At 42.7% G+C, this 20,644-nt stretch carries 16 protein-coding genes; 9 read left to right on the top strand and 7 right to left on the bottom strand.

Annotated features, from left to right (window positions below):
* Positions 1 to 586 precede the first annotated feature (586 nt).
* Positions 587 to 1,348, bottom strand: coding sequence for a TatD family hydrolase (locus tag MHN79_RS17885; RefSeq protein ID WP_239173975.1), 762 nt, complete (start codon positions 1,346 to 1,348; stop codon positions 587 to 589).
* 148 nt (positions 1,349 to 1,496) lie between these two features.
* On the opposite strand from MHN79_RS17885, the gene hemB reads away from it, so the two are divergent.
* From hemB to polA, 3 genes are all read left to right on the top strand, one after another.
* Positions 1,497 to 2,540 (top strand): porphobilinogen synthase, encoded by a 1,044-nt coding sequence (hemB, locus tag MHN79_RS17880; protein WP_152431548.1) that lies wholly within the window; start codon positions 1,497 to 1,499, stop codon positions 2,538 to 2,540.
* Between the two features lie 68 nt (positions 2,541 to 2,608).
* The gene (locus MHN79_RS17875) at positions 2,609 to 3,052 is read left to right on the top strand and encodes a GNAT family N-acetyltransferase (protein WP_239173974.1); all 444 of its coding nucleotides are present in this window, start codon (positions 2,609 to 2,611) and stop codon (positions 3,050 to 3,052) included.
* Positions 3,053 to 3,681: 629 nt separating this feature from the next.
* Positions 3,682 to 6,474 (top strand): DNA polymerase I, encoded by a 2,793-nt coding sequence (polA, locus tag MHN79_RS17870; protein WP_239173973.1) that lies wholly within the window; start codon positions 3,682 to 3,684, stop codon positions 6,472 to 6,474.
* Positions 6,475 to 7,042: 568 nt separating this feature from the next.
* On the opposite strand, the gene yihA is transcribed toward polA, so the two are convergent.
* On the bottom strand, positions 7,043 to 7,711 hold the full coding sequence (gene yihA, locus MHN79_RS17865; protein WP_160932492.1) for a ribosome biogenesis GTP-binding protein YihA/YsxC: 669 nt from the start codon (positions 7,709 to 7,711) through the stop codon (positions 7,043 to 7,045).
* A 148-nt stretch (positions 7,712 to 7,859) separates the two neighbouring features.
* Between yihA and MHN79_RS17860 the strand changes: the two genes are divergently transcribed.
* From MHN79_RS17860 to hemN, 5 genes are all read left to right on the top strand, one after another.
* On the top strand, positions 7,860 to 8,477 hold the full coding sequence (locus MHN79_RS17860; RefSeq protein WP_114787692.1) for a c-type cytochrome: 618 nt from the start codon (positions 7,860 to 7,862) through the stop codon (positions 8,475 to 8,477).
* A 795-nt stretch (positions 8,478 to 9,272) separates the two neighbouring features.
* Positions 9,273 to 9,911: a class I SAM-dependent methyltransferase gene (locus MHN79_RS17855; RefSeq protein ID WP_239173972.1), complete on the top strand. Its 639-nt coding sequence runs from the start codon at positions 9,273 to 9,275 to the stop codon at positions 9,909 to 9,911.
* Positions 9,911 to 10,477, top strand: a complete 567-nt coding sequence (yihI, locus tag MHN79_RS17850; RefSeq protein WP_160932496.1) for a Der GTPase-activating protein YihI — start codon at positions 9,911 to 9,913, stop codon at positions 10,475 to 10,477. The genes MHN79_RS17855 and yihI overlap by 1 nt, the downstream gene beginning before the upstream one ends.
* An 8-nt stretch (positions 10,478 to 10,485) precedes the next feature.
* On the top strand, positions 10,486 to 10,974 hold the full coding sequence (locus MHN79_RS17845; RefSeq protein WP_239173971.1) for a DUF2489 domain-containing protein: 489 nt from the start codon (positions 10,486 to 10,488) through the stop codon (positions 10,972 to 10,974).
* A gap of 167 nt (positions 10,975 to 11,141) precedes the next feature.
* Complete coding sequence (gene hemN, locus MHN79_RS17840) at positions 11,142 to 12,530, top strand: oxygen-independent coproporphyrinogen III oxidase (RefSeq protein ID WP_239173970.1); 1,389 nt, start codon at positions 11,142 to 11,144, stop codon at positions 12,528 to 12,530.
* Between the two features lie 32 nt (positions 12,531 to 12,562).
* On the opposite strand, the gene ilvY is transcribed toward hemN, so the two are convergent.
* On the bottom strand, positions 12,563 to 13,453 hold the full coding sequence (gene ilvY, locus MHN79_RS17835) for an HTH-type transcriptional activator IlvY (protein WP_239173969.1): 891 nt from the start codon (positions 13,451 to 13,453) through the stop codon (positions 12,563 to 12,565).
* A gap of 143 nt (positions 13,454 to 13,596) precedes the next feature.
* On the opposite strand from ilvY, the gene ilvC reads away from it, so the two are divergent.
* Complete coding sequence (ilvC, locus tag MHN79_RS17830; protein ID WP_239173968.1) at positions 13,597 to 15,081, top strand: ketol-acid reductoisomerase; 1,485 nt, start codon at positions 13,597 to 13,599, stop codon at positions 15,079 to 15,081.
* 151 nt (positions 15,082 to 15,232) lie between these two features.
* Here the strand turns inward: ilvC and MHN79_RS17825 are convergent, their stop codons facing one another.
* From MHN79_RS17825 to MHN79_RS17810, 4 genes are all read right to left on the bottom strand, one after another.
* On the bottom strand, positions 15,233 to 15,484 hold the full coding sequence (locus MHN79_RS17825) for an accessory factor UbiK family protein (protein WP_160932506.1): 252 nt from the start codon (positions 15,482 to 15,484) through the stop codon (positions 15,233 to 15,235).
* Positions 15,485 to 15,616: 132 nt separating this feature from the next.
* Positions 15,617 to 18,751: a multidrug efflux RND transporter permease subunit gene (locus MHN79_RS17820; protein ID WP_239173967.1), complete on the bottom strand. Its 3,135-nt coding sequence runs from the start codon at positions 18,749 to 18,751 to the stop codon at positions 15,617 to 15,619.
* 12 nt (positions 18,752 to 18,763) lie between these two features.
* Positions 18,764 to 19,870: an efflux RND transporter periplasmic adaptor subunit gene (locus MHN79_RS17815; protein ID WP_239173966.1), complete on the bottom strand. Its 1,107-nt coding sequence runs from the start codon at positions 19,868 to 19,870 to the stop codon at positions 18,764 to 18,766.
* 18 nt (positions 19,871 to 19,888) lie between these two features.
* Entirely contained in the window at positions 19,889 to 20,455 is a 567-nt protein-coding gene (locus MHN79_RS17810) for a TetR/AcrR family transcriptional regulator (RefSeq protein WP_160932512.1), read from the bottom strand.
* Between the last annotated feature and the right edge of the window lie 189 nt (positions 20,456 to 20,644).

Genomic DNA, 20,644 nt, shown 5'->3' with positions numbered 1-20,644 from the left:
TACATTTAGAACAGATGTAGACCTCCTTGATACCTAATAGCTTGTGCCAAAGTGTACGTCGTGCTCTTTGAAAATGATCATGGTGATTGCACATAACTACCTCCCTAGTATACCGCTATCATACTAAACAAGTGTCATTTTGATTTAAAGGTGTTTTTTATTATTTACGTATAAGATCTCTTTTTATTTCATATGTATGAATATTTTATTTGCATCATGTTTTGAATAGTATCTACTTGCTACTTTTTTATGATGAACATTACTCTAATTTATGTCACTTAGACTTTAAATGTAAAAAGAGGCTCACAAGCTGTAAGCCTCTTAGAAATGTACACAGTAATAGTACGCCTACCTTATTTTAACCACGTCTTTGCAATGGGAGCATCTATAAATTTCCTTTACGCCGAGTAGCTTTTGCCAGAATGTTCGATGCCTTCGGCGCAAGCAACCACTGTGATAATGCATATTATGATGACTAATAATTGTTTTTCTTATCAATAGTAAATCAGTAGTGATTAAATTAAAGTATGAAAACTTTCTTATGATTATGGCGTTATTTTTTATCTACAAGTTAATTTGATTTTTTCTATAATGAAAACAATAGCTTGGAGTTGGTTGTTGTTAGTGATATAACTTCTTCATAAGTAATTTCTCGTAAATCAGCAATCTTTTTTGCCACTAATGAAATGTAGGCCGGTTCATTACGTTTGCCTCGATGGGGCACAGGGGCTAAATATGGACAGTCGGTTTCAAGCAGAACATAGCTCAGATCGAGCTCGGGGATGACTTTGTCCATACCGCCGTTTTTGAATGTACTTACTCCGCCGAGTCCGAGGTGAAAGCCGAGTCCATTGATCGCCTTCGCCTGTTCTATATTACCTCCAAAGCAATGGAAGACCCCGGAAAGTGAACCATCTTGAACTTGTTCGAGTAGCTCTAGCGTTTCTTTGATGGAGTCTCGGGTGTGGATTACTGCAGGAAGCTTCATCTCTTTGGCCCAATTCAATTGGGTCACAAATGCTTTTTCTTGCTCATTTTTATAGGTTTTGTCCCAGTAGAGGTCGATACCTATTTCTCCAACGGCAATAAAGGAATGTTTTTCAAACCAGTTATGGATTATTTTTAATGTGTTTTCATAGTCTCCATCCACATAACAAGGATGGAGTCCCATCATGGACCGACATATATTTGGATAGTTTGCTTCTGTTTGCAGCATTGGCTGGATAGATTCAAGATCTATATTGGGTAGCAAGATTTTCTCTATCCCCTGAGCAAGCGCTCTTGCCACAACCTGATCACGGTCGTCGTCAAATTCGCTGGCATAAATGTGCGCGTGAGTATCGATCATAGGTAATCTCTATAAAGCTTGATGGCAAAGAGTATACGGCAGTGTGAGCATTTGGTCATTTTTTGTATTTTTATCACTTGCTGCTAGCGTCGGCTCTCAGGAGTGATATTATGCAAATCAAGCACTTTCACCACATAAGGAGAATAGAGTGTCCGTTTCCATTCAAGGCCAGTTTCCTGGTCGTCGTATGCGTCGTATGCGTAAACATGACTTTAGTCGCCGCCTTATGGCAGAGAGTCAGATTACAGTCAGTGATCTGATTTACCCAATGTTTATCTTGATGGGTAAAGATCGTCGCGAGACCGTGGAGTCAATGCCTGGAGTAGAGCGATTATCTATTGATCTAATGCTGGAAGAGGCTCAATACCTCGCGCGATTGGGTGTTCCAGCAATCGCTCTGTTCCCTGTGGTGAATCAAGATGCTAAAAGCTTATGTGCTGCCGAAGCATATAATCCAGAGGGATTGATACAGAGAGCGGTTCGTTCTTTGAAAGAACACGTACCAGAAATTGGTGTGATTACCGATGTTGCTTTGGACCCTTTCACGACCCATGGTCAAGATGGCATTATTGACGAAGAAGGTTATGTTCAAAATGATGAGACAACAGAAGTCTTAGTCAAACAAGCTTTGTCTCATGCTCAAGCAGGTGCTGATGTTATTGCCCCATCAGATATGATGGATGGCCGTATAGGAGCCATTCGTGAAGCTTTGGAAGAAGCCGGACATATCAACACCCAAATCATGGCTTATTCAGCTAAGTATGCGTCCCATTACTACGGACCATTTCGTGACGCGGTTGGCTCAGCGAGTAATCTTAAAGGTGGCAATAAAAATAATTACCAAATGGATCCGGCAAATAGCGATGAAGCTGTCCATGAAGTGGCCATGGATATCAATGAAGGCGCTGATATGGTAATGGTTAAACCAGGAATGCCTTATCTTGATGTTGTACGGCGTGTAAAATCTGAGCTTGGTATTCCTACATTTGCCTATCAGGTGTCAGGTGAATATGCCATGCACAAGGCAGCGTTCTTAAATGGTTGGCTAAAAGAACGTGAAACGGTCATGGAGTCACTGCTTTGTTTTAAACGAGCGGGTGCTGATGGAATCCTGACTTACTTTGCCAAAGATGTCGCTGAATGGCTGGCAAGAGATAATGCTGAATCGGCGAAGTTTTTACAATCATCGTAATAGAATTAATGGTCCCTACAAAGCTGGCTGACGTTTGTTAGCCAGCTTTTGTTTTTTTGGAGGCATAAATGGGAATTGAATATCGCATCGGAACACTCGAGGAATGTGTTGAGGTGATACAGAGTATTGATGAATTTGAGCACAAGGAATCGAGTGAGAGTTTAGCCTGTCGTTTGAGGGATAAGAAGTATCTCATTCAAGTTGCGGAAGAAAACCATCAATTACTTGGCTTTAAGATTGGCTATGAATTGGATAGAGATACTTTTTATAGTTGGTTAGGAGGACTAATTCCATCCGCCCGAAAAAAAGGAGTGGCGCAAAAACTTCTGGAACACCAAGAAGCTTGGGTGCGAAAGAACAAGTACTCACAGCTCAGGGTTAAATCTCGAAATCAATTCCCCAAGATGCTGAACCTATTGATAAAAAATGGATATCTAGTTGAAAATTTTGAAAAAAAGTCACCTTTAACTGAGTCTAGGATCCATTTTATTAAGCAAATATTAGCGTGTTAAAAAATAAATGAGATTTTTTCTCATTTAGCCCTTGACGTTTTAAATGAGAATAATTATTATTTATATCGTCTTAGGGAATAAGAGAGGTTCAGCGAAATCTAGCCTTTTAAGGATATGAATTCCATCGAACCTGCGCTCATTCAATTTGACACGACATTGCTCACATTGCTTCCAGTGTAATTTATAGCTTTATGATAAAGCGTATTGTTCAACTAGGTATGCTTTAACTAATTTTTGCTAGGCGACATCTAACCGATGTCGCTTTTTTTATATTTGGCGTTTGATAATTATCGGTTTGCGCAAAATATCACTATGGTAAATCTCCTATTGATCTGAGTGAAAGGATACCGATAGTCTTTTCCACAATGCAGGATCTTTTTTCGATCGAGGCTTAATATGTAGATCTTGTATTTTTTCTTTTTAGATCAGTTAAATATAATCATTAGTGTCATTTTTGTTACTGTTTGATGTTGAAATGTATAAATACTATAAACAGACTTATCCACAGGAGGCTTGTTGCAGCGCGCGAGTTTGTTAACAGATCCAAGGGATATGTGATCAGTTAACATGGATCCACTGAGGCAGTCATGGCATTCTTAGCAGGTATTTTTTTCTTGGATGCTTAAACTATGGCTCGTATTCCTGATAACCCGCTGATCTTAATTGACGGCTCTTCCTATCTTTATCGCGCATTTCATGCCTACCCAGACACTATGACTAATGGCGAGATACCTACCAATGCTGTCTATGGTGTAGTGAATATGCTGCGCAGTATGATGCGCCAGTTTGCTTCAGAACGCATTGCCGTAGTATTTGATGCCAAAGGAAAGACGTTCCGTGATGACATGTATTCTGAGTATAAGGCCAATCGTCCGCCTATGCCTGACGATCTAAGATGCCAAATCGAACCTCTTTATAACGTTATTAGGGCTATGGGCTTACCTTTAATCTGTGTACCAGGCGTCGAGGCTGATGATGTGATTGGTACGCTTGCTTCAAAAGCTTCTCAAGCAGGAATGCCAGTTTTGATCAGTACTGGTGACAAAGATATGGCTCAGCTAGTTGATAAGAATGTCACGTTAATCAACACCATGACTAATGTTGTGTTGGATCGTGAAGGGGTCATTGAAAAATTTGGTATCCCACCAGAGTTAATTATTGATTATTTGGCACTCATGGGTGATAAGGTGGACAATATTCCCGGAGTCCCAGGTGTCGGTGATAAAACTGCGACTGCGCTGCTGCAAGGCATTGGAGGGTTGACTAAGCTCTATGATAATCTTGAGCAGATCGCTGGTCTTGGTTTTCGAGGCTCTAAAACCATGGCCAAGAAGTTGGTTGATAACAAAGACAATGCGTTTTTATCTTATGAACTAGCGACGATAAAATTAGATGTGGAGCTTGAAAACTCATACGATGCTCTACTTAAATCCCAGCCAAATACAGATGAACTGACCAAGCTATATGGCCAGTTGGTGTTTAAATCTTGGTTAAATGAAATCTTGGACGGTGGCAATGGCGCTGTCGTAGCAGATGAAAAATCGGGTTCTTCTTCGGCTGGAAATGCTCGTGCTGCGAGTGATGTGGAGAACTTGGCAGTTACGATTGATCGCAGTGGCTATCAAACCATACTGGATCAAGATACTTTTTATACTTGGCTTGCCAAACTTGAAGCCTCCGATGTTTTTGCCTTTGACACAGAGACAGACAGCCTAGATTACATGGCTGCCAATCTAGTTGGTGTCTCATTTGCGATTGAAGAGGGGCTTGCAGCTTATGTTCCTCTGGCCCATGACTATCTTGATGCCCCAGAGCAACTGGATCGCAGTTGGGTGCTTGATAAACTTAAACCAATTTTAGAGGATGACTCTCAATCTAAGGTTGGTCAAAACCTTAAATATGATGCCAGTGTACTAGCGCGCTATAACATTGAAATGAAAGGGATCAAGCATGACACTATGCTTGCTTCTTACGTGTACAACAGTGTCGGCGGCAAACATGATATGGATAGTTTGGCGTTACGCTTTCTACAGCACAATTGCATTTCTTTTGAGCAGATTGCGGGTAAGGGAAAGAAACAGCTTACTTTTAATCAGATTGAATTAGAGCAAGCGTCTCCATACGCAGCTGAGGATGCGGATGTAACACTCCGCTTGCATAACCGCTTGACTGAAAGCATCAATCAAGATGACAAACTTAGGGGGATTTATGAGGAGATTGAAGTACCTCTTGTCCCTGTGTTGTCCCGAATGGAAAGAACAGGTGTATTGATTGACTCCGTCAAACTCGCCGAGCAATCTAAAGAGATCACTTTGCGCCTTGATGAATTGGAGCAACAGGCGTTTGAAGTCGCCGAGCAAGAGTTCAATATGAACTCGCCAAAGCAGTTGCAAGTTATCTTATTTGAAAAAATGGGTTTACCCGTTATCAAGAAGACGCCTTCTGGTACTCCGTCTACCAACGAAGAAGTCTTGCAGGAACTGGCACTCGACTACCCACTGCCTAAGTTGATTTTAGAATATCGAGGTTTGGCCAAACTCAAATCGACTTACACGGATAAACTGCCCAAGATGATCAATTCACAGACGGGCCGTGTTCATACTTCCTACCATCAAGCCGTCACTGCTACAGGTCGATTATCGTCGACAGACCCTAACTTACAAAACATTCCCATACGCAATGAGCAAGGGCGCCGTATCCGTCAGGCATTTATCGCTTCGCCAGGGTATAAGATAATGGCTGTCGACTACTCTCAGATTGAGCTGCGCATTATGGCCCACTTGTCAGGTGATAAAGCTTTATTGGATGCTTTCAAGCAGGGTAAGGATATTCACTCAGCGACAGCCGCTGAAATCATAGGTGTTGATATTGACCAGGTTTCTGCAGAGCAACGCCGGCGCGCGAAGGCAGTGAACTTTGGTCTGATTTATGGCATGAGTGCTTTTGGACTGGCAAAACAACTTGGTATTGCGCGTAACGAAGCCCAGCAATATATGGATACTTATTTTGAGCGCTACCCAGGGGTAATGCAGTATATGGAAGACACACGTAGTGCGGCGGCAGAGAAAGGTTATGTTGAGACACTTCTTGGTCGCAGGCTGTATTTGCCCGAAATAAAGTCGCGCAACGGTATCCGCCGTAAAGCAGCAGAGCGAGCAGCGATCAACGCACCTATGCAAGGTACTGCGGCCGATATAATTAAAAAGGCCATGTTATTGGTTGATGAGTGGATTGAGAAGCATGGGGAGGGCCGAGTTAAGTTGCTTATGCAAGTTCACGATGAATTAGTTTTTGAAGTTAAAGAATCAGTTTTGACTGAAATTGAAAGTAAAGTACAAGAGCTGATGGGATCTGCAGCAAGCCTGAACGTTCCTTTGGTGGCGGAAGCAGGCCATGGTGACAATTGGGATCAAGCCCACTGATAAAAATACTATTAATATCATGCAAATAAGGCAAGCCAGTAATTAATACTGGCTTTTTTATTATTTGAAGCTTTTCATTTTAATTTTTTGTCTATGTAGCTAAATAAAAAAATACTGAAAATAACTTACAAAAATGGTTTTAATTTATGACCAATTGTTGTACATTACCAGGCGTAGGGTACAGAGGTAAGATGTTCTATCTTTTAGACCTTTTGTTTCACGTTATTGGATTAGGCTGATTCAGCCGCCCCAGCCAGTGTTTGGCTGGGGCGTTTTTTATTGTGCCTAAATAAAATCTTTGCCCTATATGCTATTCAGTTATCTACAGCACTTATGGGTGTCATCTATTTAGTAACCCAAACTAAATTTGTAATAAAGCTTCATTTTATATCTTCTAAGAGGTATCGATAGGTACTGATCGTCTTCAATACTAAGCCAACGAGTAACTAATGTTTGGGTCGTACTAACGCCATTGAACGGATAGAAAAAGGTAGAGGTATTTAGCGACCCTACCATAGAGCAAGGTCGCTGAGGTTAGACCTAAATAAATTCAGATCTATTTTTCTGGTTAGCTATCTTGGTGGGGAGCGGAGTCTTCTTGCTCATCTTGATCTATTTCTATTTGCTCCGCTAAAGCAGGTGCAAACCATTGATCAAGTTTATTGCGTAATGTATCCACACCTATGCCTTTTAGTGAAGAAAAGGCAGCCACGCTCACATCTCCTCCAAAGCCTACCGCCTCATTTTTAATTTTCAAAACCTGAGCTTTGCGCGCACCACTTTTTAGTTTATCTGCTTTAGTCAAAAGCACCTGCACAGGAATGCCGCTATCTACTGCCCAATAGATCAACTGTTGGTCGAGGTCTTTCATCGGGTGGCGAATATCCATCAATACTACAAGTCCCTTTAAACATTGACGTTTTTGTAGGTATTCTCCCAAAGATTTTTGCCATTTTTTCTTCATTTCAAGCGGGACTTGAGCAAAGCCATAACCCGGAAGATCAACAATATGGCAACCTTCTGTCACTTTAAAAAGGTTGATTAATTGTGTCCGGCCTGGTGTTTTACTGGTTTTTGCTAAACTTTTCTGGTTGGTTAATCGATTTAATGAACTCGATTTACCTGCATTGGAGCGTCCTGCGAACGCAACTTCGATACCTTCATCCTCAGGCAGATGACGAATATCAGGTGCGCTGGTGATGAAATGGGTGTTTTGATAATGAATTTTTACGTTCACTGTTAACTCCATCTCGACTTTGTGTCGTCGATTGATTACTTTTATATGAAAGTGTGTAAAATAACCGTGCTCGGCATAAGGTCGCCTATTGTACCATGAGTGGCAACGCAGAGTGGTACTGGAAGCTTGATAATTATAATGGAATGTCATGAATAAATTAGCGCTAATCTTGAGTCTTTTAGCCAGCTGCTCTGTATGGGCTCAAGGCAGTATCGAAGCTGGAAAAGGAAAATCTCAAACTTGTGTTGCTTGCCATGGTGCTGACGGCAACAGTCAACTCGCAATGTATCCTAAGATTGCTGGTCAACATGCTAAATATATCGAGAAGCAGCTTAGAGAGTTTAAGCTAGGTATGACCAGCAACGGTAAGCAAGGACGTTATGACCCTGTCATGAGTGGAATGGCCATGCCTCTATCTGAACAGGACATGAAGGACCTTGCGGCCTACTACTCGTCGTTACCGATTTCGAATAATACCACTCCAGAAAACGTTGTGCAAAAGGGTAAAGCCTTATACACAGCAGGTGATGCTGAACGCGGTCTTACCGCCTGTATCGCTTGTCACGGCCCTCGCGGGAATGGTACTGAGCTTTCAGGTTTCCCTAAAATTTCTGGTCAGCATGCTGACTACATCAAGGCTCAGTTAGAAAAATTCCGTGACGGTAATCGTGCTAATGATATGAATGGCATGATGCGTGACATAGCTAAGAAACTGACTGATGAAGACATAGATACTTTGTCGAAATATGTTGGTGGCCTGCATTAACACTGATTTATTTGCACGAGCAATTATGGTTTTGAAAAGCCCAGACACTTGTCTGGGCTTTTTCATATGAGTGATATCACATCGCTCAATGTGCGTGGGCTAGTTATCTGTCTCATAATGCTGTGAGATATTAGCGTTCATTGCTATCATCTTTTTCTATAGAACAAATATAAGTGTTTGAAACTTAATGTTTTATATATTTTCCTCTATAGGCGGGTGTTTTTTTTCTTCATCTAGATTGCGTTAATTTTGTTAGAAGTTAGAGTAATCAAATCAGCTGAGCATTCACCTGTATCACTCAGGAAGTGTAGTAAGCAGGAAGCCTACATGATAGGGATGATCGCTTTGTCTGAGGGTTTAGACAATGAAAAGGATCAGGCTAAGGAAAAGCCCAGAGACAGGAAGTAAAAGGATGATTAAAATTCACTAGGATGGTGAAAAACAACATCTTTAGCAAGGAAAGCGTTAATAACAAATGGACATTTAACGCAAGTTTATCACTGCGTATTATTGCCGCACGGCAAGCTTAGAGAGCGATAGGTATTTCCTATCGCTTTTTTATTTCAACCAGATATATAGTGTCTAAAACTCAAAATGATTTGCCAGTGTAGCTTGGATACATCATACAATCTGGGAGTCTACCAACTCAGCGCTTTATTATAACGAGCACTCTAAACCCCAGAAGCTGCTTTACTCGCGGTGAATTTTTTCACAACTGATGATTATTTGCCCAATAATACTCCACTCTGGCGTCAGTTTCTGGTATGTTTCGCATCCCTGTTTGAGGATGCCATCATGAATTACTGCCCACTTTGCCATAGTTCCGCACTCTTGGATTATTATCAGGATAAACGTCGTGTTTATCTTCAGTGTCAAGAATGTGAACTAGTCTATGTGGACCCTGGACAAAGATTGGATGCAAAAGCGGAAAAAGCCCACTACGATCTGCATGAGAACGATCCAAATGATGATGGCTACCGTAACTTCTTATCAAGGATCGCCGATCCTATGCTAGAGCGCATAAAGCCTAGCTCAGAAGGGCTAGATTTTGGCTGTGGCCCTGGCCCGACGTTATCTTTGATGTTAGGAGAGCAGGGGCATAAAATGTCTTTGTACGACCTTTATTATTACCCTAGCTCTGAGGTATTGGCGCGTACTTATGATTTTGTGACTGCCACGGAAGTGATTGAGCATCTCTATCATCCAGATAAAGTATGGCAGCAATGGTTAAATTTAGTTAAGCCTGGTGGCTGGATTGGCCTGATGACCAAGATGGTTATCGATGTTAAAGCGTTTGCAAAATGGCACTATAAAAATGATCCAACTCATGTGGTCTTTTTTAGCCGCAATACGTTTAAGTATCTGGCTGAGCGGGATAAGCTCAAACTCGAATTTGTTGGAAATGATGTAATTCTACTGAGGAAACCCCAGTAATGAGCCGTAGTAAAAAAGTAAAATCAGGTGGTAATGGCGATCTGATTGTGGTGCGTAACCGGACCCAAGCTGATGTTGAAGGGCGGTTGCGTAAGAAAGATAAAAAGCGCAAAGGATTAAAAACCGGAAATCGTAATTCAGAAGCGAAAAAGCAAGCTCATACCTCGTCTGGTCAAGCAAGTGATCCGCGTTTGGGCAGCAAAAAGAAAATTCCATTGGTAGTGGAAACGGTAAAAAAAGCGACCAAGGCACAGCGCCGTCTAGATGCAGAGCAAGAATTAGACATGTTGGAAAATGATGCCCAGCTAAATGTTTTGCTTGACCGTCTTGATAACGGTGAAAGCCTAGGTGCTGGTCTACAGAAGTACGTTGATGAAAAACTTGCTCGTATCGAAGTACTGATGAAACAGTTGGGCATTTATGTCGAAGATGATTCCGAGGATGAAAACTTAACTTTGGGAGATGATGTCTCCTCTGCTGAGAAGAAAACGACTAAGCAATCGTCATCTGATGACGAGTTACTCTCGCAGTTTGAAGATCTCGATCTGAATCAGTTTAAAGGGTAGAGCGTTTGATGAATGTAACCTTATTAGCCATAGTCGGTGGAGTCATTATTTTCGCCTTAGCGTCTTATGCCGGTTACCTTCTGCTCCAATTAAAGAAGCAAAAGGAATTGCAGCAGCAGCATGCAAAATTAGCCATTGATAAGCGCAATGCTAATATTTTCGAAAACGTACGTATTTTATGTATGGCTGGTATTCAGGGCCAATGTGATTTGTCGGAAATAAGTATCCGTGTGTACAACATTATGGATTATGTGCAGGGAGAAGAACGTGTTGATTTTGATAAAGAATTTCCGGCAACGTCAGAGCTCTATCATTTGGTAAAAGATATGGCTCGCGGCGATGATAGGCAGCAACTGGCTAAAAAAGAGCGTATGAAGCAAAACCTTGAACGCCACAAGGCCGAGTCACGTCTAGAACAAGCTGTTATAGAGGAACTAAAACAGCTACAAGAGAAAGTTCAACCACTCAACAACCAAATTAATATTCAGATGGTATAGCAAGGCAGTGTGTTTTTGGGTAAGTGATCGACTTATCAGTTCTAACTATTACTGCCTTATAAATACCAAGCTTGCCTTTGTTCTTCAAATGTATGTGGCAGAATAAGCGGAGTATTAGCGCGGTTACTCACACCGCCTGCGTATGATTTTACAAACGGAAGAACACCATGTCTCAGCCAGTCGCCGCAAGCCAACAAATAGTTTGGGATCAAGCCGTACTTGATAAGTATAATTACGCTGGTCCTCGTTATACGTCTTATCCCACAGCGCTAGAGCTTCACGAGGCGTTTACTATTGCTGATTACGACATGGCTTGTACTGAGTATCCAGAGCGACCATTATCTCTATATATCCACATTCCGTTTTGTCACAAGCTTTGTTATTACTGTGGGTGTAATAAAGTCATCACACGCCACGTCCATAAAGCCGATCAATATCTGGATGTTCTTGAGCAAGAAATTCTTACACGAGCCTCACTACTGCAAGGGCGTAGAGTGACCCAGCTTCATTTAGGCGGTGGAACCCCCACTTTTCTTAGTAAGCAGCAAATTAGCCGCTTGATGAACACCTTAAGGGCTGAGTTTTGTTTCGAAGATGACGCTGAAATCAGTATTGAGGTGGACCCTAGGGAAATCGAGCTGGATACACTCGATCATCTTTGTCATGAGGGATTCAACCGTTTAAGTATTGGTGTTCAAGATTTTGACAAGCAAGTTCAACAGTTGGTGAATCGTGAGCAAGATGAAGGTTTTATTTTTGCTTTGGTCGAGCGGGCGAAAGCGCTTGGTTTCCGTTCAACAAACTTAGACCTTATTTATGGTCTGCCAAAACAGACACGAGAGCGCTTTGCTAACACATTGGCTCAAGTGTTAGACCTGCAACCAGGCCGTTTGTCTATATTTAACTACGCTCACATGCCACAACTGTTTGCCGCTCAGCGTAAAATTAAAGATGAAGACTTACCCAAAGCTCAAGAAAAGATGGCTATTCTTCAAGATACTATCTCGACCTTAACCAAGGCAGGTTATCAGTATATCGGTATGGACCATTTTGCCAAGCCCGACGATGAGCTGGCTGTTGCTCAGCGTCATGGTGTTTTGCATCGTAACTTCCAAGGTTATACCACACAGGGGGAATGCGATCTCGTGGGCTTTGGCGTTTCGGCGATTTCCATGGTTGGAAATGCTTATGCTCAGAATCAAAAGGATTTAAAGACCTATTATGAGCAAGTGCTTTCTCAGCGACATGCACTTTGGAAAGGATTATCTCTTGATAGTGATGACTTACTACGCCGTGAAGTGATTAAGCAGCTAATTTGTAACTTCAGACTTGATGTCAGCACAATTGAGTCGGAGTTTGGTATCCGGTTTAGTGAATACTTTAAAGATGATATTAAATTGCTACAAACCTTCATTGACGATGAACTGGTTGAGATGACGGAAAAGGAGCTACTGGTCACTCTTCGTGGACGACTTCTTATTCGCAATATTTGTATGTGTTTTGACAAATACTTGCGCATCAAGGCGCGTCAGCAGCAATTTTCCAGAGTCATATGATTTACCCTATCTGGAGACTTCGTTGATAAAAGCTAGGAAACAATATAAGTGCTTTGCGCGACTTCCCACAAAGCTTTAACCAGAGGGTTGTCCCACTGGGAACGCTTGCAACATACCCCAAGCTTGAACGGTTTGATTGAAGCGACTTTTAGCCTGTGAATCTTTTCTTTAACCGGACTGTTATTGATAACCACATCAGGGGCAATGCCCACGCCACAACCTAACGCAACCATACTGACAATGGCTTCATGCCCTGAAACATGAGCGTAGATATTTGGTTTTATTTTCATTGATTTAAACCAAGTGTTGGCCCGTTCTCTTGCTGTACCTGATTCTGGGACAATAAAGGGTATCTGGGTCCAGTCTGGCTTAGCTTCTTGCAAAGCTTGAGTAAAACTACTGATACCCGCGGGCGCGATAACAGACAATGGAATTTCACTTATCGTTTCAAACTTTAGTTTGGCTGGCAGTTGGTCAGGCTGCGCTGAAATAGCGACGTCAACTTCATCGCTTAGTACTTTGTCTATTGCTTGCGCAGGATCCCCCGTTGATAATTTAAACTCGATAAAAGGATGTCGCAGGCGAAACTCAGACAGTAGCTCGGGAAGATGACTATAACTGGCGGTGACAGAACAAAATAAACGAATCTCGCCTTTGAGTTCCTGCTCCTCATCTTGCAATTGAGAGTAAAAGCTTTGCCACTCCGTTATTATTTTCAGCGCGACAGGCATCAATTTCTTTGCAGCAGGGGTAAGCTCGACGCTGCGGTTATCACGTACAAACAGCTCCTGCCCTGTCTCTGACTCTAGCTTTTGTATCTGTCTGCTAAGGGCTGAGGGACTGACATGCATGGCTGAAGCCGTTTTGGCAAAGCTTTTACTATCACACAAGTGAATAAAGAGTTGTAAGTGCTTTATGTTCATAAATAGCTGGTTCCATGTTGCAAATTTTGCAATAACTACTTGTGAATATATCACTTTAAGCAAGCTTGTGTCTGTTTTAGTATCGAGATATTCGGTGATTAGGGACCGACCAAAGCGGATATATCTTTAAAGGAGAGCCCGACATGGCTAACTATTTCAATACACTAAACTTACGAGAGCAGCTAGATCAGCTTGGCCGCTGCCGTTTCATGGATCGCAGTGAGTTTGCAACAGAAGCTGATTACCTAAAAGGTAAGAAAGTGGTCATTGTTGGCTGTGGTGCTCAAGGCCTAAACCAAGGCCTAAATATGCGTGATTCAGGTTTGGATGTGTCTTACGCATTGCGTCAAGCTGCTATCGATGAGCAGCGTCAATCGTTTAAAAATGCTCAAGAAAATGGTTTTGAAGTAGGTAGCTACGAAACGCTTATACCTCAAGCTGACTTAGTGGTTAACCTAACGCCTGATAAGCAACACACCAATGTGGTAGAAACGGTTATGCCACTAATGAAAGAAGGCGCAGCACTTGGTTACTCGCACGGTTTTAACATAGTTGAAGAGGGCATGCAGATCCGTAAGGATTTAACCGTTGTTATGGTCGCGCCTAAATGTCCAGGTACCGAGGTTCGTGAAGAGTACAAACGTGGTTTTGGTGTTCCTACCTTGATTGCAGTACACCCAGAAAATGACCCTAAGGGCGAAGGTTGGGATATTGCCAAAGCATGGGCAGCTGGGACTGGTGGCCATCGAGCAGGCTGTCTAGAGTCTTCATTTGTTGCTGAAGTTAAATCTGATCTTGTGGGTGAGCAAACTATCCTGTGTGGTATGTTGCAAGCGGGCTCAATTGTTAGCTATGAGAAAATGGTAGCGGAAGGTATTGACCCAAGCTTTGCAGGTAAATTGATCCAGTACGGTTGGGAAACCATCACTGAAGCGCTTAAATTTGGCGGTATTACACATATGATGGATCGCCTATCAAATCCGGCAAAAGTTAAAGCATTTGAGCTTTCTGAAGAGCTGAAAGAGCTTATGCGCCCTCTTTACAATAAGCATATGGACGATGTTATTACTGGGCATTTCTCTAGCACTATGATGGCTGACTGGGATAATGATGATGCAAACCTACTTGGTTGGCGTGCTGAAACTGGTGAGACTGCGTTTGAAAACTATCCAGCTAGTGATGTAGAGATCGCTGAGCAAGAGTACTTTGATAAAGGAATTTTGCTAGTTGCTATGGTTCGTGCAGGTGTTGAGCTTGCATTCGAAGCTATGACAGCGTCTGGTATTATTGATGAGTCCGCATACTACGAGTCACTACACGAGCTGCCACTTATTGCGAACACAGTAGCGCGTAAGCGTCTGTACGAAATGAACGTTGTTATCTCAGATACGGCAGAATATGGTAACTACCTGTTTGCTAATGTCGCAACACCTTTGTTGCGCGAGAAGTTCATGCCATCAATTAACACAGATGTGATTGGTAAAGGTTTGAGTGAGACCTCAAATCAAGTCGATAATGCGACTCTGATTGCTGTGAATGAAACCATCCGCAATCACCCAGTAGAATACATTGGTGAAGAACTGCGCGGTTACATGACGGACATGAAACGTATCGCTGTGGGCGGTTAATTCATCTTATGAAAAGGCGCATAAACTGCGCCTGATATAGACTCCAGACAGACTGGAGCAATAAATACAAGATAATACACAACATCTAACGCAAAAGGCTTGGTCGATTGAGACCAAGCCTTTTTATTGTATATGAAACGCTCTCGTGCGCTTATTTCTCTGCTAGTTTATCTTCTAGCTCGGAAAGCTTTTGTTCCATCGCGGTCAGCTTCTCGCGGGTACGCATAAGAACTTGAGTCTGTACATCAAATTCTTCACGGCTCACCACATCTAGCTTGTTTAGCTGGCCTTGAATCACCTGGCGAATTTTCTGGTCGACATCAGCACCTAACTCTTTTACAGGAGTAGGCATGGAGTCATGAATTTGTTTCGCGATCTGCTCTAATTTCTTGGGGTCAAACATGTCAAAAGCTCCTTTACGTTTGTTTCTATTTTACGTAATTGGCTAAAGAAAGTCGCTATGAGAGCGTCAGTTATTGGCGTAAAGAATAAAAAAGGCCACCTCAAAGGGCGGCCTTAGTTTCATATTGTAGGGCTATTTTTTATCAGCCAGTTGGCGATGCGCGGCTTTTGCTTCATCGATTCGAGCCAACTTCTCTAAGTCCTTGTCTTCTACAAAAACCGGAAGCGGTTTATGTTTTTCGGCAAGGTAGCTGTATATTACAGGCAGAACAAATAGGGTAAACAAAGTACCTATCGCCAGCCCTGCAACAATAACAATGCCAATACTAAAGCGCTGGGCTGCTCCTGCTCCTGATGCGTACATTAGAGGGATTAGGCCCGCGATCATGGCTGCCGTGGTCATTAGGATTGGGCGCAGACGAACTTTGGCCGCCGCCATCACTGCGTCCATTTTACCTAACTTGTTATGCAGCTGTTCTTCTTTAGCGACCTCACAGATCAATATACCATGTTTGGTAATCAAGCCCACTAGGGTTATTAGCCCGACCTGAGAATAGATATTCATTGAAGTTAAGTCAAAAGGTACTCCCCAAGCAAGAGCAACAAGGGCTCCACAAATAGCGAGAGGCACGGATACCATAATAACCAGCGGGTCTTTTAGCGATTCAAATTGAATTGCTAAGACTAAGAAGATGATCGCTAATGCCAAACCAAAGGTGGCATAAAGGGCACTGCCTTCAGTAACAAACTGGCGAGATTCACCCATATAATCGTAGTTATAACCACTTGGTAATTTCGTGCTTGCTGTTTGCTCAAACCAAGTTACGGCATCTCCCATAGTCGTACCAGGAGCAATAGCTGCACTAATTGTTGCTGAGTTTAACTGGTTAAAGTGAGGCAAGGAGCGCGGTTCGGCCACCACATCAATAGTTATTAAATTACTAAGAGGGAGCGCTTTACCATCTGCGCCTTTAACATAGTAGTTTTTCATTGATTCTGGATTAAGGCGCCACTTACGCTCTACCTGAGGAATCACTTCATAAGAGCGACCATTGAGATCGATACGATTAACATAACCATCAGACATCATAGTGCTTAACGTGGTACCAATATCTTGCATGGTTACCCCATAGGCGCCGGCTTTATCCTTATCAATCTTGATCTTCATCGTCGCTGAATCATAGTTAAGATCGAGATCGGAGTAGACGAATATGGGCGTTGAGTTGACCTCAGTCAGGATGTCTGTCGCTACAGTAAATAAGCTTTCAAATGCATTCGGTGTAGTTATAACAAACTGAACTGGTAATCCAGAGCCTGCTCCTGGTAGCTCAGGAATTGGGAAGGCAACCACAGACATGCCCGGTACTTCTTTAACTAGCTCACTCACTCGTTTTACTATTTCGGCTTGTCCAGCTTCACGTTGACTCCATGGAACTAGAGAAGCGATACCAAGTGCCTGATTTGAGCTAGGCACACCGGTAAAGACCTGTGCATAGGCAACTTCTTTTTGATCCGATAGAATAGTATTGACCTCATTCATTGTATTTTGCATGAAGTCGAGGTTCGCATTTGAGGGCGCTGTACCCATTAGCATGAGTACACCTTTATCTTCCGATGGCGCAAGTTCACTAGGAACGAGCTTAAATAGCAAAGGTAAGCTGGCAAAAACAATCACCGCAAAGCCAATGACTACAGGACGATGGAGCATTACAGCGCTGAGCATTTTCTCATAGCGTAGCGTCATATTGTCGAGAACATGGTGAACTTTTTGCTCAAACTTGCTTGGTACTGCATTTGCTTTCAGCATTTTAGAACACATCATGGGTGATAAGGTTAACGCTATGATGCCTGATACAAATACCGAACCTGCCAGTGTTAAAGCAAACTCTTTGAACAAGGAGCCTGTAATGCCTCCCATAAGCGCTATTGGTGCATAGACCGCGCCTAGAGTTAAGGTCATAGCAATAACCGGGACCGCGATTTCCCTTGTTCCTATGATGGCTGCTCTAAACGGTGATTCACCAAGTTTTATATGTCTATCGACGTTTTCTAGAACTACTATAGCATCATCAACCACCAAACCTATCGCAAGAACCATGGCTAGTAGCGTCATTAAGTTCCATGAAAAGCCCATGGCTTGCATCACCATAGCCACACCAATCAATGACAATGGGATGGTGATGATGGGAATTAAAACAGCGCGGAAAGAGCCTAAAAACAGAGTAATTACCACAAGTACAATTAATGCGGCTTCAGCGATAGTGTGAATAACTTCATTAATCGATTCATTGATGGCAATGGTTGAGTCATACATCACATTCATCTTGATGTTGCTCGGCAGATCTTTTTCTAGCTGAGGAAGCATCTTATGTACATCAGCAGCAATATTGATTGGGTTAGCTGTTGGCGCTGCGTTAATCGCGGCGACCACTGCTTCTTGACCATTGGCGCTGGCGCGATAGGTATCATGGCTCTTTTCAAGTGTTACCTTGGCGATATCCCCCAAACGAGTAACCTTGCCCCTATCAGAACTTACCACCAAGTTTCTCAGCTCTTCCTCATTAGAAACTTGAGTGTCTGCGCTGCCGTTGTAAAGAACAAACTCACCGACCGCCTGGCCCGCTGCTGATTGGTAGTTGTTGGCATCCAAAACCCCCATCACATCATTTGCGGTTAAGCCAAAAGCTGCCATCTTAGCTGGGTCAAGCCAGACACGCAGCGCATATTTAAGGCCGCCGTAAAGGTCTATTTTTGAAACGCCATTAACGGTAAAAAGCTGCGGATTAACCACTCGCTCAAGATAATCAGTGATCTGACTCGATGACAGCTCATCACTGGTAAAGCCAATATACAAAACCGCAGTCGTTGAACCTGTTGACATGGTTACAGTAGGGTCTTCTGCTTCTTTCGGCAGCTGAGAGCGGACCGAGTTGGTTTTGGCCAAAATATCAGACAGGGCTGAATTTGGGTCAGTATTTAACTTCATGGTGACGGTAATAGTAGAAGTACCGAGTTCAGAAGATGAAGTCATGTAATCGATATTATCAGCTTGAGCTACGGCTTGCTCCAAAGGCTGAGTAATAAAGCCTTGAATCAAATCAGCACTCGCTCCGTAGTAGCTGGTTGTTACCGTGACTACAGTGTTGGTCATTTCAGGGTATTCGCGTACTTGCATTTTGAACACGGCTTGCAAACCAAGCAGCGCGATCAAAAAGCTGACTGATACCGCTAAAACTGGACGTTTAATAAAAACATCAGTAAAGCGCATGAGGCCTCCAGATTAGAGCATAGGTGTTTCGGTTGGTGGAGTCGTGGCATCGCTTTCTACTACACGAACTTTTGCATCGTTACTAAGGCGTACTTGACCTGATGTGACCACCATGTCGCCTGGTTTAACGCCCTCTAGAATATGAGCAATGTCTCTTACTCGTTCACCGACTTTAACCACTTGCTGTTTGACGCGTTTTACTCCATCTTGCTCGGAGATTATGTATACATTGTCACCATAGAGAGTAAAGGTGATAGCGGTTTGAGGTAGGGTGACTTGGTTTTCCATGGTTGGCAGTATGATGTTAGCCCTAGCAAACATACCGCTGCGCAGTTTCCCATCACTATTTGGAATGTCTGCTTGCACTTGAATCAAGCCACTTTGTACGCTAACCGCAGGCTCTATAGCCGTAATTGAACCTTGAAAAGGAATATCTGGGTAGGCATCAACAAAGATATCGACTTGTTGTTCTAGGCTAATACGTGAAATATCGGTTTGCGGCACAGTAAAGCGCAGGCGCATGACACTGGTATCCTCGAGGCGAACAATATCTGTACCCGTTTGCAGGTATTGCCCTAGATAAACATTACGAATGCCGACTACGCCAGCAAAAGGTGCTTTGATTTCGCGTCGGTCGATAGTGGCCTTAAGGCTATCGATATCAGATTTTAGTGAGAAAAAGTTTGCTTCAGCATCATCGAGGGTTTCTTTTGATACTGAGCCTTTTTTGTAAAGGCCTTGATAGCGCTTATATTTGGCTTGTGCGGCTGGTAATTTCGCTTCGGCGCTTTTAAGGTCAGCTTTTTCGACTGATGAATCTAGCATCACCAAAGGTTGGCCTTCTTCGACATTAGTGCCTGATTCAAAAGTAATTTTATCAATCACGCCCGCTGATTCATTGGCAACTGTGACGCCTTGGTTAGGCTCGATAAAGCCAATAGCTTCGATAACAGGTACCCAGTCGACTGCTTGAACTTGAGTGGCAGTAACGGGGAACTCTTGCTCTGGTCGATTGGCCAGAAACTCTTCTATCTTGTGTTGTCTAAATAGGTTAACGCCTATCACGCTACCAAAGAGTAGTGTTGCGATAAGCAGCATATAAAAAGTCCACTTTTTCATTCTTATTAGAACTCCAAATTAGTGTTTGATAATCGCATCCCAACTAGCTTCAATGGCCGCTTCAATGGCTGCTTGATCCAATTGGTAATATCCAAGAGCTTGCTTGCGTGCCAAAGTGACACTGACTTCTAGACTCAGTGCTGCCAACACTGGGTTATCTAGAGGCTTAAACAGCCCTTGTTCTCGACCTTGTGTAAAAAATTTATCCACTTTGCTAAACATTTTTCGCTCAATTTCCTTAGTTTCATGATTGCGCATGCAAGGCAAGGAATCGTATTGCGCTCGATTCTTCAAGTTATCTATGTTGGTTCGTGAGAGATCGAAAATGTTTAGCCACATAGTTCGAAATCGTTCCTTGAGTGGCATAGCGTTATCAACGCCACGTTGAACAACTTCAGCATTTCGTTGTACTACCGCTAGTCTTACTTGTAGCAATAAATCTTCCTTGTCAGAGAAATAGCGGTATATCGTTCCTGCTGCAACGCCAGCTTCCTTGGCCAATTTATGCATCGAGAAGCCCTGAAAACCTGATTCAGCGATCAGGTCTTCGGCGGCATCTATGATTTGCTGTCTTTTATCTACCATAGAACTAGATCCAGACACTTACATATAGTGGGTGAATGAACGTTCATTCATTATAGCTTAAAATACCATCCAATATGCAACAAATCTTCTTATAATTTATGAAAAAACGTTCAATTAACTTTTTTGATAAAGATTTAGCTTTGGGTAAGCGATTCCTAATCATAGCAATATTCTTATTGCACGATTATG

Source organism: Vibrio sp. Of14-4, assembly GCF_022347625.1.
GTDB classification, from domain to species: Bacteria; Pseudomonadota; Gammaproteobacteria; order Enterobacterales; family Vibrionaceae; genus Vibrio; species Vibrio pristinus.
This window is presented reverse-complemented; position numbering and strand designations above follow the sequence as displayed.